This is a genomic window from Xanthocytophaga agilis (assembly GCF_030068605.1).
Classification (GTDB): domain Bacteria; phylum Bacteroidota; class Bacteroidia; order Cytophagales; family 172606-1; genus Xanthocytophaga; species Xanthocytophaga agilis.
The window spans coordinates 137,023-154,151 of the sequence record NZ_JASJOU010000003.1; the positions used below are offsets into that span (position 1 = coordinate 137,023).

General features: G+C 40.9%; 15 protein-coding genes. 5 read left to right on the plus strand and 10 right to left on the minus strand.

Annotated elements, in window-relative coordinates; all coding sequences use genetic code 11:
• Window positions 1-115: 115 nt before the first annotated feature.
• From QNI22_RS10945 to QNI22_RS10955, 3 genes are read left to right on the plus strand one after another with little or no spacing between them, the layout of a single operon-like run.
• On the plus strand, window positions 116-1,582 hold the full coding sequence (locus tag QNI22_RS10945) for a RagB/SusD family nutrient uptake outer membrane protein (protein WP_314510672.1): 1,467 nt from the start codon (window positions 116-118) through the stop codon (window positions 1,580-1,582).
• 30 nt (window positions 1,583-1,612) lie between these two features.
• The gene (locus QNI22_RS10950; RefSeq protein WP_314510673.1) at window positions 1,613-2,965 is read left to right on the plus strand and encodes a zinc-binding metallopeptidase; all 1,353 of its coding nucleotides are present in this window, start codon (window positions 1,613-1,615) and stop codon (window positions 2,963-2,965) included.
• Between the two features lie 20 nt (window positions 2,966-2,985).
• Window positions 2,986-4,320, plus strand: coding sequence for a DUF4302 domain-containing protein (locus tag QNI22_RS10955; protein WP_314510674.1), 1,335 nt, complete (start codon window positions 2,986-2,988; stop codon window positions 4,318-4,320).
• Between the two features lie 755 nt (window positions 4,321-5,075).
• On the opposite strand, the gene QNI22_RS10960 is transcribed toward QNI22_RS10955, so the two are convergent.
• Window positions 5,076-6,209, minus strand: coding sequence for an alkene reductase (locus QNI22_RS10960; RefSeq protein ID WP_314510675.1), 1,134 nt, complete (start codon window positions 6,207-6,209; stop codon window positions 5,076-5,078).
• 156 nt (window positions 6,210-6,365) lie between these two features.
• Between QNI22_RS10960 and QNI22_RS10965 the strand changes: the two genes are divergently transcribed.
• Window positions 6,366-6,740 carry a winged helix-turn-helix transcriptional regulator gene (locus QNI22_RS10965; protein WP_314510676.1) on the plus strand — a complete coding sequence of 125 codons (375 nt, stop codon included), beginning with the start codon at window positions 6,366-6,368 and terminating at the stop codon, window positions 6,738-6,740.
• 52 nt (window positions 6,741-6,792) lie between these two features.
• Here the strand turns inward: QNI22_RS10965 and QNI22_RS10970 are convergent, their stop codons facing one another.
• Complete coding sequence (locus QNI22_RS10970) at window positions 6,793-8,097, minus strand: DUF2268 domain-containing putative Zn-dependent protease (protein WP_314510677.1); 1,305 nt, start codon at window positions 8,095-8,097, stop codon at window positions 6,793-6,795.
• A 466-nt stretch (window positions 8,098-8,563) separates the two neighbouring features.
• Here QNI22_RS10970 and QNI22_RS10975 point away from each other — a divergent pair, with 466 nt between their 5' ends.
• A complete protein-coding gene (locus tag QNI22_RS10975) occupies window positions 8,564-10,438 on the plus strand; it encodes a carboxypeptidase-like regulatory domain-containing protein (protein WP_314510678.1) in 1,875 nt (624 codons plus the stop codon).
• 89 nt (window positions 10,439-10,527) lie between these two features.
• Here the strand turns inward: QNI22_RS10975 and QNI22_RS10980 are convergent, their stop codons facing one another.
• From QNI22_RS10980 to QNI22_RS11015, 8 genes are all read right to left on the minus strand, one after another.
• Window positions 10,528-11,484 carry an Imm49 family immunity protein gene (locus QNI22_RS10980; RefSeq protein ID WP_314510679.1) on the minus strand — a complete coding sequence of 319 codons (957 nt, stop codon included), beginning with the start codon at window positions 11,482-11,484 and terminating at the stop codon, window positions 10,528-10,530.
• 104 nt (window positions 11,485-11,588) lie between these two features.
• Window positions 11,589-12,059, minus strand: a complete 471-nt coding sequence (locus tag QNI22_RS10985) for a hypothetical protein (protein WP_314510680.1) — start codon at window positions 12,057-12,059, stop codon at window positions 11,589-11,591.
• An 18-nt stretch (window positions 12,060-12,077) separates the two neighbouring features.
• Complete coding sequence (locus QNI22_RS10990; protein ID WP_314510681.1) at window positions 12,078-12,881, minus strand: toxin-antitoxin system YwqK family antitoxin; 804 nt, start codon at window positions 12,879-12,881, stop codon at window positions 12,078-12,080.
• 121 nt (window positions 12,882-13,002) lie between these two features.
• Window positions 13,003-13,692 carry a hypothetical protein gene (locus QNI22_RS10995; protein WP_314510682.1) on the minus strand — a complete coding sequence of 230 codons (690 nt, stop codon included), beginning with the start codon at window positions 13,690-13,692 and terminating at the stop codon, window positions 13,003-13,005.
• A 327-nt stretch (window positions 13,693-14,019) separates the two neighbouring features.
• Entirely contained in the window at window positions 14,020-14,487 is a 468-nt protein-coding gene (locus QNI22_RS11000; RefSeq protein ID WP_314510683.1) for an SMI1/KNR4 family protein, read from the minus strand.
• Window positions 14,488-14,581: 94 nt separating this feature from the next.
• Window positions 14,582-15,538 (minus strand): Imm49 family immunity protein, encoded by a 957-nt coding sequence (locus QNI22_RS11005; protein ID WP_314510684.1) that lies wholly within the window; start codon window positions 15,536-15,538, stop codon window positions 14,582-14,584.
• A 119-nt stretch (window positions 15,539-15,657) separates the two neighbouring features.
• Complete coding sequence (locus tag QNI22_RS11010; protein WP_314510685.1) at window positions 15,658-16,293, minus strand: hypothetical protein; 636 nt, start codon at window positions 16,291-16,293, stop codon at window positions 15,658-15,660.
• Window positions 16,294-16,472: 179 nt separating this feature from the next.
• Window positions 16,473-17,108 (minus strand): hypothetical protein, encoded by a 636-nt coding sequence (locus QNI22_RS11015; protein ID WP_314510686.1) that lies wholly within the window; start codon window positions 17,106-17,108, stop codon window positions 16,473-16,475.
• Window positions 17,109-17,129: the final 21 nt, after the last annotated feature.

Here is a 17,129-nt window from a genome sequence, read left to right on the forward strand (position 1 = left end):
TACACGAAATGACATTGAAAAGTAAACCTGTACAAAAAAGCAAAAGACAGAAACAGACGTCCCTGAAAGCTTGCTGTACATCGTATAGTTCACATACCATGCAACAATATATCTCATGCAACGATATTTAGGATTTATTTTTACTCTACTTCTTCTGACGGGTTGCGAAGATTTTCTTTCGAAAGAACCCGACAACCGGGCTAACCTGGATTCAAAAGAGAAAATAGCAGAACTGCTGGTGACAGCCTATCCGGAAGCAAACTATGCCGCCTTTTGTGAGGCTATGTCTGACAATGCGGAGGACAATCCCCAGGGCCAGATACAACCCATCAATGCAGACGCTTACTTCTGGCGGGATCACTCGACAACAGATCAGGATTCTCCGGAATATTACTGGAATGCCTGTTATGCAGCTATTGCAGCCTCCAATCATGCTTTACGGGCCATCCAGACGGCTCCGGATTCTATGGCTATGCAGGCATTAAAGGGAGAAGCCTTAGTGGCAAGAGCCTATTCTCATTTTATGCTGGTGAATTTGTTTGCTCAGACCTATGATTCTGCTACGGCCTCAACCAACCCAGGCATCCCATATGTAACAGAACCTGAAACGGTATCTTTTAAAACCTATAAGAGAGCTAGCGTAAAGGAGGTATATAACCGGATTGAAAGAGATCTGCTGGATGGATTGCCGCTGATTAATGATCAGGCCTATCAGACAAACGGCGGATCAAGCTCGGGTGTACCGAAATATCATTTTACAAAGGCCGCTTCCCACGCGTTTGCTTCCCGGTTTTATCTGTTCAAAAAGGAGTATACGAAAGTTATTGAGCATGCCAATCAGGTATTCATACAACAAGATATCAAAACATTGTTAAGACCCTGGAATTCAACCTATAGAGGATACTCAGCCCAGGAGCTGTCCCTCAACTATACCAAATCCAGTGAAAAGGCAAATCTTCTATTGTGTGAGACAGCTTCTAACTGGGCAAGATCCTTCCTGGGAAACAGATATTCTACAGGCCTTCAGAGATACCGGGAAATATTCAACACACAAAGTATGGTGGGCATGTATTCTTATTCTGTTTTGCGCTCTTCTTCTCAAGCCTATATTATTAATAAATTCAGGGAGCATTTTGTCAGAGTGGGCACCAATGCCAACACAGGCTTCATTTATACGATGCTTCCCCTTATTTCTGCCGAAGAGGTGTTGTTCAACCGGGCTGAAGCTCATGCCATGCTTTTTCATTTCAATGAATCACTGGCCGACATCAATATATGGGTCAGTACAAGGGTAACCAATTATGATCCTGCGGTACATAATGTAACGTTCAATAAGCTATACAATTACTACCAGAAAAATGTAAACCAGCAAGCTATTGTAGCGGGTATCCTGGATTTTCGCAGGGTAGAATTCCTCCACGAAGGGCTGCGGTGGTTTGATGTGTTGCGACACAAGCTTCCGGTCAGGCACACCACTGCGGATGGGCAAATCCTTGAGCTTTCTCCAACGGATCCCAGAAGAGTAATTCAGCTTCCTGTACAAGCCATCGCTTCAGGCGGTTTAGAACCCAATCCAAGATAAGTTCATTCAAAAAATTCAATCACCTGACGTATGCGTTATAGAAATAGTATTTTCCTGGTCCTCTTCCTTTTTATTGTTTCCTGCAATAAAGCAGATAAGCTTGACCCTTCCAGAGCTGATTATGTCACCAACGATCAAACCAATCCTCCTACCGAACTGGATACCTGGTTGTATAATTCGTTTACACTACCCTATAATATTCAGGTAAAGTACAGGTGGGATGCCTCTGAAACTCCTATTAGTAAGATTCTGGTTCCACCCGCTCCCACTAAAGTGTTGCCGGTCATGGATGTCGTAAAAAAGGTCTGGATTGATCCGTATGTAAGCATTGCCGGTGAAAACTTTATTAAAAAGTACTGCCCCAAGCAGTTTGTGTTAACCGGAAGTGCCAGCTACAACCCGGATGGCACCTTTACGCTGGGCACAGCCGAAGGAGGCCGGAAGATTGTTTTATATGTGGTGAATGATTTTGTAAAGACTGATCATTACTCGGTAACGGAAATGATCCATACCATTGAACATGAGTTTGCACACATCCTGCATCAGAACATTTCGTATCCCGGAGAATTCAAAGAATTAACCACCGGACTATATACGCCTAACTGGGGATTTGTTTCACTCAGTCAGGCAAGAGCACAGGGATTTATCACCAGCTATGCTATGTTGTCTCCGGATGAGGATTTTGTGGAAATGATTTCGATGATGCTGGTGGAAGGAAAAAAAGGATATGAAAGCATTCTGGATTGCCAGACTACGGCGGCCTCCAAGCAAATCCTTCGAAAGAAAGAAGAGCTGGTTGTCAGGTATTTCAGAGAGGCATATAACATTGATTTTTACCAGCTTCAAACCAAAGTACAGGAGGCCATACAAGCCATTGCCCCGCCAGAGAACGAAGGCGAAGAGCTGCCACCTGTATTTGATATCTGGGGACTGGACAAACAGAATAAGGCGATCCGGTTTGACCTGACGACGATGAACGAACCTGCTTCGTTTGTCAGCCGGTATACGTATGACAATGCCCGGCTCCACGCGGTAGGCTTAAACCTGGATTACTCCTTTAAGCTGGTGTATATAGGGGAAGAGGAAGTAGCCCTGAAGCTGTATTACTCTAAACCCGATAGTGAACCACGGGAATACTTTGAAGCCACCTTCTATTTCTTTGTTACTAAAAAGCCGAACAGCACAGTCACACTGGAGTTTTATAACTCGGATGAAAATGGAGCATATCTCAATGAGCAACTGGGCGCATATGCTATTCTTGGCTTTTTTGCCAATCAGACCTTTACCATTAACTGGTTGCCTTCCTGTGGCACAACCCAGTATGTAGGGTTTTATCCTGTAAACTCGCCTGCCAACTATAGCTTTGGTGTTCCCGGTAATTAATTAACCTTAGACATAACATCATGATTCATAAGCGCTCTCTTTTATTCCACATATTCCTTACAGTTTGTCTATGTGGATTTTTGCTCTCGTGCGAGAAAGAATATAACTCTATCTACGATCAATCGCCCGATGAACGGTTACGAAAGACATTGGATGCCTACAATGATTTACTCTTATCGGCTCCATATGGCTGGAAAGGCACCCTGAAGACCAAGCTCGGACCCGTGTTTTTTTATTACTTCGACTTCCACAATGAAGGCAAAGTAACTATGTTAGCTGATTTTAACCAGACTACTGCCGGCACGGCAAAAGAAGGGACTTGGGTAATAAAAGCTTTACAACGCCCAACCCTTAGCTTTGATACGTACTCGTATATTCACTTGCCGGCAGATCCCAACGGGAACGTCAATGGAGGAGAGAACGGATCAGGCTTGCTGTCTGACTTTCAGTTTGCCATAGCCAGCACTGCCGGAGACAGCATTGTATTGGAAGGGATACAGAATAAATCCAGCATCACCCTTACCAAGGTGACCCAGCCGGAGGTAACCCAGCTAACCAGTGGGCAGATGAAAAACATGCTTCAATACGTGGCAAGCCATAAAGGTCTGCGTTTGACGCTGCCCGATAAGACAACGATTCCGTTAGCGATCAGTACCCTGACTAAAACGATAGCTTCCCAATACCTCTCCGCAGATGAATCAGAGATAGAGGAGTTTACTACGCCATTTACCTTTTCCCCATCCGGTATTACCTTAACAACTGCGTTTACCATAGCCGGAGCTAGTTTCAAAGAACTACACTGGGACGTGGATAAACAGGAATTTTATGTAGATGCCACCCGACGGATCATTAATGATAACTCGCTTTTCATTCTTACTCCCAGCATTCCCCTTTCGAGCACGCTGGGATCGAAGTATGCTTTTTTGCAAGTTCCTGAAAATACCGATTTCTATCCGTTACTGGGGCAGTCGAATGAGTTTCTATCGCTGTACAGTCAGGCCAGAGAAAGTATGCTTGCCGGTGATTATAAACTGACGCTCAAGCAGATGGACTTTGTATTTAAACCCTCCACGCATACACTGCTGATAGATGTTTATGTCACGCAAAATGGAAACCTGTTTTTGGGTCAGTATATGTATACATATGAGTTGAATGAGGCGGGTATTTTCAAGTTTACGTTTAATCAGGCAAACGATGTTGCGTGGGCTATTCAGGGTGATCTGTCAGGGTTACTCAGTTATATTGACAATGATACTTTCACTGTGAAATATATTGGCGGTGCCCATCAGTTGCTGGGAGGAATGTTTAGTCAGGAAAATACGAATTTCTCTTTCTCAGGGTACTTAGGTAACTAACATGGGTTATCCTGAATGTTGGATGTGAATTTGTTTTACAAAACCAGCGTCTATTCTTTTGAAAAGAGTATAGGCGCTGGTTTATTTTTAAGCAATCTCTCTACTTTTTTTCAATGCTTGCCTTTCCCTAGCTTGGTTTATTGTCTCTTACATCACTCTTCTTGTGGCCTCTTACTTTTTTGCTTGTCCAAAAAAGTAAGCAAAAAAGGACACTTTTCTCCGATCCTCCCCCCCACTGGCCAAAGGCCAACCTCGCGGAGAAAAGATTGCCAGCGCACCTACACTGCCACACACGATTAAAGTTTCCTTTGCTCTCTTTGTAGCTTTTTTCTTTGATATTAGTCATCCTTTACTTTACTATCCAATATCTTTCTTCCCTTACCTGCTCTTACTCCCTTTTGTCCTCCTGAAAGGACCTCGTGACAAGACCGGCGGCCTTTCCGATTGGAGAGTAATTCTCTCAGGAAGGAAAAATGTCTCTATTTGTCACAAGATTCTTTCAGAAGGACAGCAAGGGGGATTCCTTTCAGGAGAACAGAACGTGGATGTTCCTCTAAGGAGGACAGGGAGAGTGTTTTGTTTTCCCATCGTCGACATCTTTCCGATCGTTCATCCCGTCGTTGGTGTTATTCACCAACGACCACTTTCCCACCGTTCATGTTGGTAATAACACGCAACCTGGGAGGAATAACATCTTTCGCTTAAAATCCAGCCTGACCATGTATCTGGATAAGTACCTATTATTCGGCCTTCACCTAGTCTGATTGTGCCATAGCCCCATTATATAGTGCTCTCGGGTAATCGGCGTAGCCGTTTTCTCCACCCGTATAATACGTTTCCTGATTGCCTTCCGCTAGTGGCAGGTTATGCTGAAAGCGTTCTACCAGATCCGGGTTGGCAATAAAGGGAGTACCAAAAGATACCAGGTCGGCTGTGCCTTCCCTTACAATGGCATTGCCACTTTCCTGTGTAAAACCCAGGTTCACCATGAGTCTGCCCCTGTAGTTCCGACGAAAATGACTGAAATAATCATCCTGTAATATCGCTACGGGTGTACCAGTTAAATCTTCTGCCGGACCCACAATCTGCAGATAAGCCAGGTTGTACTCACTTAGCTTTCTGAGGATATACTGAAATATGGGTATCGTTTCTTCATCTGGCGTGATGATGCCCACATGGCTGAGTGCTACAGGCGTAAACTTAATGGCTACGCGTGTGCTATCCCAAACTTCCAGAATGGCATCCAGAATCTCAAAAATAATACGGGCACGGTTTTCAATGCTGCCCCCATATGCATCGGTACGCTGGTTAGTAGCCAGACTTAAAAATTGCGGAATCAGCATTCCTACCTGTGCGTGAATCTCGACCCCATCAAATCCAGCTTCCTTCGCATTTTTAGCTGCCTGCTTATAATCCTGTATCGTCTGTTTGATTTCCGCAACGGTGAACTCGCGGGGTGTGAGTGAGTCTTTGAAGCCATCAGGCGTAAACGAACGGGTTTGCGGGTTAATGGCCGAAGGTCCGGCAGGCAACTCACCCCCAAAGAAATCCGGGTGGGACACCGAGCCAACATGTCCGAGCTGGGAGAAGATCAAACCACCGTTGGCGTGTACGGCCTGGGTAACCAGCTTCCATCCTTCAACTTGCTCCTGTGTATAGATACCGGGTACATTGATAAAACCGATAGACTTGGCACTCACCCAGGTGCCTTCACTTAGAATTAACCCTGCGGATGCACGCTGGGCATAATACTCGGCCATGAGAGGCGTAGGAACAAGGCCTGCATTGGTGGCACGCCCACGGGTGAGTGAGGCCATTACGACCCGGTTCTTCAATGTCAAGTCACCCAGCTGGTATTCTTCTAACAGAGGTTGTGCTGTATTTTTCATTATCTTTTCCGTTGTTTTTTTAAGCAAACTTCGGACTTAGGCAGCAGCAGCACAATATGGGAGAAACTTATGCTATAGGGATAAATTTATCCCCTATACTCAATTGAGATATAATCCTTATTTTTGAGTAAAGTTAACACCCTACGTAAAGATCCCATGTACGAAAGAAAGATTCCTTTAACGATAGATTGTGGCCTGCACCTGACCCGAGAGGTGCTGAATGGCAAATGGAAACCGGCCCTTTTGAAAGCTATTTCGCTGGATATAAAGCGGCCAAGTCAGATGCTGCGCCTGTTACCCGATGCCACCCGCAGGGTGCTGAATGTACAGCTTAAGGAACTGGAGATGCATGGTATGGTAGAGAAAAAGATTTTCCCTCAATTACCGCCTAAGGTAGAGTATTCCTTAACAGAAATTGAAGCGTATCTGCTTCGTACAATGACAATTTATCGAACAAACTTTAAAGAAAAAACCCAAGCTAAACATTCTTTACGCTCAGTAGCCAATAAATGGTTACGACCGGTTTGTTGACAGGAGAATAAGCGACAGCCATTATTTGTCAAAGCTGTTTGTTGTATGCCATTCATTTCGTTTTGAATTTTACTTCATAAGGTCGTAGCGGATATCCTTCGGTAGACTTAAAGCTCTTGTCTGTGATTATAAACTCGTACTCATGATCAGGCTTCATATCCAGCATGAGTGTAAAACAAGTGCCATCTTCTGAGAAACCTTCTACCCCTGCCATGGGTGCGTACTCTCTGCCTCTTTCACTGAGGTTGATTGAATATCCTTGTTTACTCATCGGGACAGAAAAAACAATTTTTAGTTCTTTGATTTTGGCATCTACCAATGTGTCGCCGTTGGAAAAGGGTTCCAGCCTTACAACAAAAGGCTGCTTAGCTTTAAAACGCTGTACCAGTTCTTGTTTATTGATGGGTTCGGTATAGTATTTTGATTTGGCAAGGAAACTTTCAACAGCAGCCGTATCAGCATAATTCAGTTCAATAATACTCTTGATAGCCTGCTTTTTGTCATTAGAATGAGTATAGTAGGACTTACAGATATCATACCCCATAAAATATCCCAGATCAGCCATCACCTTTGCATTGGAGCCGTTGTACAGCCAATTGCCAGAAGCTGAAGTAAACATATCCAGCTTAAACTGCTCTTTCAATTCATTGCGATGTTCTCTCCCATACACGATATAGTTATTCTGTAAGGGCTTGCCCATAACCAGTTCCGTGATAAAGTCGCAGGCTCCTTCTTTGAGGGACTGCCCTAAGAGAGTTTCGGGTTCTCCTTTTTGCTGGGTGTGAACATATTCATGAATGTTCAATGAAACGATGTTGTTCGTTTTCTGGTTTTTAAATACCCCCTCTAACCATTTACTGGAAAACTCGGACACATCAGTGGAAGGATCTCCGGTAGCGATTTCTGCTCCAATCAAGACCATATCATCGGTAGTAGTCCCACCGGAACGAAGTCCACCAATGGTAAAATACATTTTGGCTTCTTTCAGCTCGGGATAGAGCTTTCTTAGTTTTTGAATGCTTGATTCAATTTCCTTCGCCTTTGACTTGGCAGCCAGCGTATTAGGTCGGATGGAATTCCAGAATCTGGGTAATCGACGGATAAGGCTTACCCATCGTTCGGCTGAATAATCCCTGGCTTTCATGAAAGCTTTTAGTCCTTCTGTGCCTTTGTCGATGTAGAGGGTTTGAATGTAGTGGAGTTGTTGAAGACTATCTGTTGTTGTTCTGCAACTGTCATAGGCGCTCCAGAAGTTGTCAATGTCGGAAATAAAAACCTTTTGATTTTTGTTTTGTCCTACAGCTATATATGATAGCGTCAGGAAAACAAAAACCATTACAAGAAATCTCTGCATCATTTAGTTTGGTATGGTTTTGCCATAGTATACAATGAATCAACTTCAATTGTATACGATTGAATTGTGGTAAGGTACTGTGTGCTATGCTAAGGTTATCAGCGTTTATTCGTATGTTGTAAGCAATGGTTCATCTTTCTCACCTGTTTGAATAAATTCATACAAAGAAACAGGCATAGGATAACTTATTTTTAGTTCTGTTGCTTACAACACAGGAATGAACGCAATTAACTGAATAGTTGCATTTATTCCTACACTATGTACCACACTTTCTTTGTAACCTACCTTTGGTAACCTATCCTACACAGGAGCATCTGCAATGTGAAGAGGTAACTTTGTATAAAACAATCAAACTATGACTTATAACTTTTCACCTTGATTCGTGTGGAAAAATAACAGGGGCAGCATCCATTAAGCGAACAGTAAAGTAAACTGTATTTCCCAACAAATTACGTATACCGCCCCTGTTATGAAAACACTAGTACTGACAAAGGTATTCTTACTTCTTCCTGTCCTGTTGTTTGCCCAATCGCTGAAAATAAAAGGGGTTGTGCTTAGTGCCTCAGATCATACCCGGCTATCAGGTGTAACTATTTTAGAAAAAGGTACTACAAATGGGACTTATACAGATTCCCACGGCCATTTTTCCCTTTTGACAAAGAAGGCAAACACACGTTTGGTTATTTCCTATATTGGGTATGTGACCGAAGAAATTAAGGTTGTCAAAGAAGATTCTTTGATAATACGTCTCAAGGAAGATACAAAAGTGCTTTCAGAGGTCGTAGTAGTAGGATATTCAACGACACATAAAAAAGAGGTAACAGGAGCTGTAGCTGTCCTATCAGGTAGAGTAGCTGGTTTAGACATTGGAGTTAGTACAAAGAGTACAGATGCAAGTGGTTTTTCAAGTACCCGTGTTTCTGATAAAGTCCTCTCAGCGAAACCTCAGTTGAGCGGTGGCGTGCTGACTGCGGGTGAATTAAATGATTTTAGCAAATGGAAGCTTTGGTCAGACATCACCAAAAACGAGTTGAGTGAATGGAAACGGCAATGGCAGATTAATCCTGTAGAACGTTACACAGCCCAACTGATCACAGAAGAAGGATTTCCAGTGGTAGGCGCCACCGTATTCTTAAAAGATAGGCAGGGTGCTCTGATCTGGGAAGCAAAAAGTGATAACACCGGAAAATGTGAATTGTGGAATAATTTGTTTTCCACTTCGAAAACGACAAAAGTTCATTTGCTGGAGACTATCGTTGACGGACAACCATACCAGATACAACAGCCCCGCCTTTTTCAGGAAGGAATCAATAGTATTCGTATCAGGCAGGCATGCACAGTACCGTCAATCGTTGACATTGCTTTTGTTGTAGATGCGACAGGGTCAATGGGAGATGAAATCAGGTATCTTCAGGCTGAGCTTCAGGATGTAATGACCAGAGTAAAAGATAGTCTGGTATCCAGTAAGGTTCGTTTGGGAAGTGTCTTTTACAGAGATCACACAGATGAATACCTGACCAGAAAAACAAACCTGAGTACTGATTTTAACACTACGACTCGTTTTATACAGGATCAAAGGGCTGATGGAGGGGGCGACTTTCCGGAAGCGGTGGATGAAGCCTTGAAAGTTGCTATTGAAGATCTTTCCTGGACAGAAGAGGCAACAGCCAGGCTGTTGTTCTTAATTCTGGATGCACCTCCTCACGGCGACTCTGCATCCATTGCCAGGATTCAGCAATTGACAAAAAAAGCGGCCGCTAAAGGGATTCGGATCATTCCTGTTACAGCCAGTGGCATTGACAAGAGTACAGAATATCTGTTTCGATCTATAGCGCTGGCCAGCAATGGAACGTATGTATTTCTGACAGATGATAGTGGTATAGGAAATGCTCACATAAAGCCTACTACAGATCACTATGAAGTGGAGTTACTCAATACGTTGCTGGTTAAACTGATTACAAAATACACACAAGTAGCTGACTGTAAAGCGCAGAGCGCCAGCCTGAGTAGAACTACGCTGAATAGTAAAACAGACACGCTTTCAGGAGCTTATCAATCCACTTCGGATTCATTAACAGCCTCAACCGGGCATACTCCCAATACAAATACCTTCAAATGGAAATGTTTTCCCAATCCTACCTCTGATGTGCTTCATGTCGAATTGGAAGGAGATCTCAAAGAGTTGTTTGTAACCGACATGACAGGAAAAATTCTCATCAGATCAGTTCCCGTTGACCAGAAGGTCGCTCTCAGCATGAGAAATTTTCCATCAGGGGTTTATTTTCTGAAGTTCTTCACAGGAACTAAATGGGAAGTAAGTCGATTCGTGGTCACGCAAATCTAACTAGATTTGATTAACTGTTACATCCGATCTAAACAAAAGCGCTTTTGCCGTAAAATCGAAAGAATCTGTTTCTACATGGTATCCATTGATTAATCTTTCACCAGTAGTTCCAATCCTGTAAAATCACCTTTGATAAGCCATTGGGGAATATATTCAGAACTAACCGTTTGTAGGCTCATGCCTCTGTCATAACCATAGGCACAAGCTGCTAAAATTGGTATAGCTATAAACCCTTCAGGTTCTGTACTGTAGTCTATATGTTGTCCTCTTTCATCGGTGAAATTCATCTGATAATATTCCTTCCATTTTAAGAGAGCATCATGCACATACTGTTCGTATTTTTCCTGATTGTTTGATAGCACCGCATAATAGATTCGGAGCACAGGCAAAAACTTGTAGGATACAGTCCAGGAGCGATATTTGAACATAAACCGGAAGTCTGCTTCTGAGAAATTTTTGTCTATATATTTCCTGTATTCTTCCCAATCAAGCAACCCTTCTAGTTCTTTATGTGCATGTGCAGCTTCCACAGGCTTAGCAGATCCTTCAATCAACATTTGATGAAAGAAAAACATGATTTCAGTAAGGATATCCTGCATTCCATCAGCTTGTTCTGTGAATTCTAAAGGAATGGTTGCATAAAATTTCAAAGCTTCTGTATCTCTTAGTACAGATGCAGTCAAAATACCTACTAGTAGCTGATCAATATCAATGCCGCTTTGAGAGAATTTCCCAATAGTTTCAATCTGACGGTCAGCAATGTGGACAGTAACAGGCTTACCATCGTTCATGGTATAAGTAAACCACGCCCTAACCAACTGATTAGTATAATATAGATAGTTGTACACATAGGTTGGTGTACCATACATGGAAGACCGCCCAATATTGCGCCAGTAATCCTGAGCTGCATAGATTATTTTATAAGAAGGAAACTTATTTTTTGCATTTCTAATATATTCTATCTCATTACTAATCATACTTGAATATTGCAAGCTAGCTTGTTCTTTCGCAGTTGGATAGGGTTCGTGTCTTTCTACTATTCTCATAATTGATTCGTTAGCTTTGGGTATAATTTATTCTAGCCCAAAGTTTCATATTCTTCAAAGAAAATCATACTAAACTACTTCTTACCTTCAATCTTCCAGAAGGCCTAAATGCCATACTCTGTTTTTTTCTCTTGTACATACTGCCCAAACTCTGATAGATCCACAGTAAAGCCAAAAAAATGAAAGGAACTACCTTGGTCTGTCACAAAGAAATACGTTTTATTATTTTTTAACTTCATTCTGTAAGCTGGAGGTAAAACAAACTTTAGTTGCTGAATACTTTCAACTTCATTCCAGTCAATTTGTATAGTCTTCTTTCCGGGATTTATATAAATCAGATCATCTGAAAATACTATATTTTTTACAAGACTAAAGAGAACTCCCAAACCTGCAAACACCAAAACCACCAGCGTAACCATTATTTTGACCCAAAGCGGTGCTTCGTATATATCACTACCTGGAACAAACAAATAGTCATATATTCCTTCACCAAATAGGTAAGCTCCAAAAAACATAAAAAATATAACTGAGTACGATGGTTTTTCACATATATACACACGTTGCTCTTCCGACATATAGGATAGTTAATCAGGTTATTTTTTTACTTTAAAGGAATTTGTTATTTCTTCAAAAATGCTGCTATACATCAGAAAATCACCAGCTTTCTCATTCAAAGAAGCACCATCAAGTATGTATATAGTATTTCCTGCATGGATAAAGGTGGTACTATTCCCTAAAATCAGACCATTGGTATCACTGATATATTTTATCTGATAAGCCTCCAGAGAATCAATTTGTAAGGGTGAATTTTCAACTAGTTGTACAGAAGATCTTTGACTCAATGCTTGAATAGCATTTTGCAAATACTCTTCAAAAGTCATGCTACCAATACTGTCTTTTGTGACAACCAATGTTGGACAAAATTTAGTTTGTTTTGGGCAATCTTTTCTTGAAGTTAATATAACACCCCGCGCAACCGATAAAAGCTTGGTATCCCATTGAACAGGTATAGATAAGGTAGCCAGGTTATTATCCAGGTTTACAATCTTTTGTGAAGCAAAATCTTCTTTATCAAGCGTATGAACAATAGTATCATTGTAATACAATACTACTTTGCTTAGTGATTCATTATCTGTGTAAAACTTCCAGACACCATATTTAAGGCTATCTACCATATTTCCGGTATACTTATACTTGCCATTTTCATAAAAACCAGCACATCTCCCGGTGAATTTCCCCTGTTTCAGATCGATTATAGTCGATTTGGTTCCGTTTTTAAAATAGCTTACATACACTGTATCCTGCCCGATAACTTCATACTCATGCTTTTTCTCAGATGTGCATGCAGAAAACAAGATTGTAATTATCGATACTATAAAGATGTGGGTTAATTTCATTGTTGGCTTACTTTTATTCTATTACTTAGTTACACATTCTTCTCCAAAACCAAGTTCTTTTACTTGCTATCCGGGAAGAGTCATTATAAATGATTACACACCTATGTTAGTTGTAATGAGGTTATTGTTTTCTTATTCTTCTGAAGATGAAGATCCCAATAAGTACAATTATCCCTACCATAAACAATCGGAAGGCGATATATCCGATTTTATAAGCTATGGCATCTATGGAATCACCGGCTATGGGTTTAGAAGATGAGGATGGAATTTCAGTAGTAGCAGAGTCTATAGCATTCAGTTGAAAGGAATCAAAGAAATGTTTTCTGGTAGCTTCTATACTTTTATTATCCTCCAGATCAGGAAAAGTCATTACTTCATACCCTATCAGATAATTTTTGTATTTTATAGCCCGAAGATATCTGCTACTTCTATTTCTTTGCATTGGATTGGAAGGACTGGTATGGTAGATTTCAATACCCGCTTGTCCATTTACTGTAAAATTGGTTTCCCGGATAGATTTAGCTTGCTCAGCTCGCAAATGTCCATCAATAAATGACCGCAGTACAGATATATCATCTGACCCTTCTTTTTTAGGATCACGATCCGCTGGCAGTTCGGCAAACATAACTATAAAGCTGAGACTATCATTGTAGCCACCTATGGCATATTGGCCATTGGCATCAACTGTTTGAGTAGACAACGGAAATTCGATTGTGGCTACTTCTTTAATAGGCGTTTTATTCCAGGTTTGAGCAGTCAGAAAATGAACAGATACACAACAAAGCAAACACGCTGCTAAAATTTTTTTCATGAATGAGTGAGGATGTCTTCTTTTATCAGAGGTGGATAAATTGATTAAGCTTTTTTGTATAAATACGTTACATCTTATCATTGGTAAATGCACATTCAGCTAACGACACCCGATCTAAACAAAAGCCTTCTAGGGAAGAAATACCAGGAACGAATCCATTAATTGTTTTATAATTCCTGCATAAGATCGGCAAGGACAAAGTTATGTCATTATCTTTTATAAGTCTATACATAAAAGATCACCAGATAAGAAAACTACAGCATGCAGGACTTTAGGTGTACATAATTATAAAATCTAGCAGGATACTTAGTTATTAGTTATTTAAAGTTAATACTCTTTTGAAATCTCAAATACATATTCAGTAAAGGAATCTGCTGCTTTGATCACACCTCTGGGAAGTCCCCATTCACTCGCTCCCGAAATATAATTATTCCCATACCAAAATAAAGCTATATCATACTTGTATACAGGTGGATTGTCCCCATCTGTTAAATAAAAGAACCAAAACTGATCTTCAGAGTAATGTGCAAACGGAAAGTAGTTCCGCAAGTCGGCTCCATCTTCTTCTACGATTCGCTTCATTGAAGATATAATACTGCCTATGACCTTGAATTGGGTATACAACCCTCCCCCATACCAAACATCGAGAAAGACATCTCCTCCTCTGGAAACAAATTCTTTATAGGCTGCAGGAAGATGAAGTTGATACGTATGCTCAAAATACTCAAGCTCATTTTGTCTTGTTTTACTTATCTCTGTCAATTTGTGATATCCTTCAAAATACAGCTTTTCCATAGCTTACCTCTTTCAATTAAATCCTGGAAAACTTTTTCACTAGTAGGAAACTAACACTCCTGTATAGTAATCTCATCGAGTAACTACCTATTGATTAATCTTTCACCAGTAGTTCCAATCCTGTAAAATCACCTTTGATAAGCCATTCGGGGATATAATCAGAACTAACCGTTTGCAGGCTCATGCCTCTGTCATACGCATAGGCACAGGCTGCCAGAATGGGTAAGGCAATGAATCCGTTAGGTTCTGTACTATGATCTCGTTTTTCATTACCGGTATCGGTATAGGTGAGGGTATAGTATTCCTTCCATTGAAGAAGTGCGTTATACACGGCACTTTCGTACTCTTCCTGCTTTTTTGCCAGTACCGCATAATAAATTTTTAGTACAGGAAGAAAAATATACCTCACTACCCAGGATCGGTATTTGAACATATACTGAAACTCATATTCAGAAAACTTGTCATCTATGTACTGACGATACTGATCCCAATCCAGTAGCTCTATTAACCGATTATGTATATCAGCGGCTTCGTTTGGATTATCTGTACCCCGGATCAGTACCTGATAAAACAACAACATACATTCATACAGAATATCTTCCATACCCTGTACCCGTTCGGTAAACTCAAGGGGTATTTGTGCATAAAATGCTAACGCATCTTTATCTCGCATTACAGACGCTGTCCAGATACCTTCCAGTACTTCATACACACCGATATCTCTATTGGAAAATTTCCCAGTAGTTTCAATCTGACGATCCGCAATCTGAATAGTGACAGGTTTTTCATCGTTCATGGTATAGGTAAACCATGCTCGGATTAACTGGTTAGTGTAGTAAATATAATTATACACAAAGTTAGAAGAGCTGTATCTTGCTGAGTACCCTATATTACGCCAATAACTTCTTGCTACTCCATCTATTGAGTATGCCCTTACATTATCCTTCAATTTTATTATATACTGTAATTCCGACAAAACTCTCTGCGAAAATATAGATGCTCTTTCCTCCTTAGGTATTGTACTAGAAGATTCGTGCCAAATAACATTCATAAATATTCGAAATTATAAGTAGTCAGAAATAGAGTAACTTTTCCACCCAACACATTGATAGGCTGAAAAATATTGTATACAGATACCGGGAAATTAGATTTTTTGTATCCGATGTCCTATCAGGAATAAGTATCTTCAACTTTACGTTCCTGAATAAAAGTTTTTAGTTTGGTTAGTACATAGCTTATCCCCTGCTCAGGTTTTGAATAATACCATAGATACGCCTGCTCTATTCCTCCTAATCCGGTAGGCAAATGTAATTCTTTTAAGATGCTATCATAAAACTCAACTCTGTTTTTAAAGAAGAAATGATATTCCGGATCTTCCTTACCATAATCGTAACAAGCCATACCATAACCTACTTCAAAAGGCGTCAACTGCTTGATATGATCTAACTTAGGTTGTATCTCATCCACTAATACCAGAAAAGAAACCTTTCCGTCCGGATTGCCTAATGCGAATGGCTGTCCCATATCATTTATAGGGCTGGCATACGTAAACTGTGCCTGCTCTACAAACTTGTCAAAGGTAGATTGAAACAGCCTTAGCGAATCTTTGTCTGATTGGGAGTAGTACCGGAGTAAGATACCCCAGTTTCGGTTATGGGGTTGAGTGATATTCCATTGCTTACAAAGAAAGTCGCCATAGTCGCTTACAATGGATTGCACACCTAACCCTTTGGCAATAGGTCCATCTCCAAAGCAATAGCCGAGAAATATCCAGTACAGCTCTTCGGAAGAGGTAACGCTAAACATTCCAGGGCGGGTTAAGATTTGATCGGTTCGTGTTTTTAGGATCATCGGGTGGTGATAGTGTGGTGTTATATGGTGTTTCAGTTCATTGCCTCCTCTTATGGCGGCTGTGCAACAACCAATCTAGTATGTTTATTTACTTAGGAGTGAGTGATAGTACTACTACATTGATATACTATGATTTAGCTCCCCATGACCAGCTTTTTAAATAGCCTTTCGACTTCGTCCCGCGCAATCTCAACCATATACAGGTTCTCTCCAAACCCTGCTTTTACTCTTTTCACTACCTCTTCCTTTGTTTTAAATCGCCGATCTATACCTATGACCTTGTCATTTGTTACCTCATATATATAATAGCCAAAAAGATCAGAAAATTCAATGAGATACAGAGTATCAGCAATTACACTAGTGTACTCATCCGAGTTAAGCTTAAATAACTGCCTGGTTTCTGCTTGACGAGCTTCATAAAAGGCTCTATTCTCAGGTTGTATACTTACTTTGGTAATAGCAATCGGAATCAGGCGTTTAAAATCCTCCAATACCTGATAAAACACATCCAGTGCCCGTGCTTCATTGCCTTCACATTCCTGTAAGATAATGTGGCTCCATCCAGCAGTAGCCTCATACCAGTTGAACCGATGGGCTGCCCATTCATGAAACATATGAAATGGTGGCATTTCGGGATTATCTATACCCAGACTATGGAAGGCATAGTCGTATCCTCCAATAAACTGGGCTAACGCACTAATGCTACCTTTTCCCAGATACATACCAGGACGAGGTTTTATTTTATCTAATAATTGGTAAATGTCTTCCATGAATGTATAAATGCTTTACTA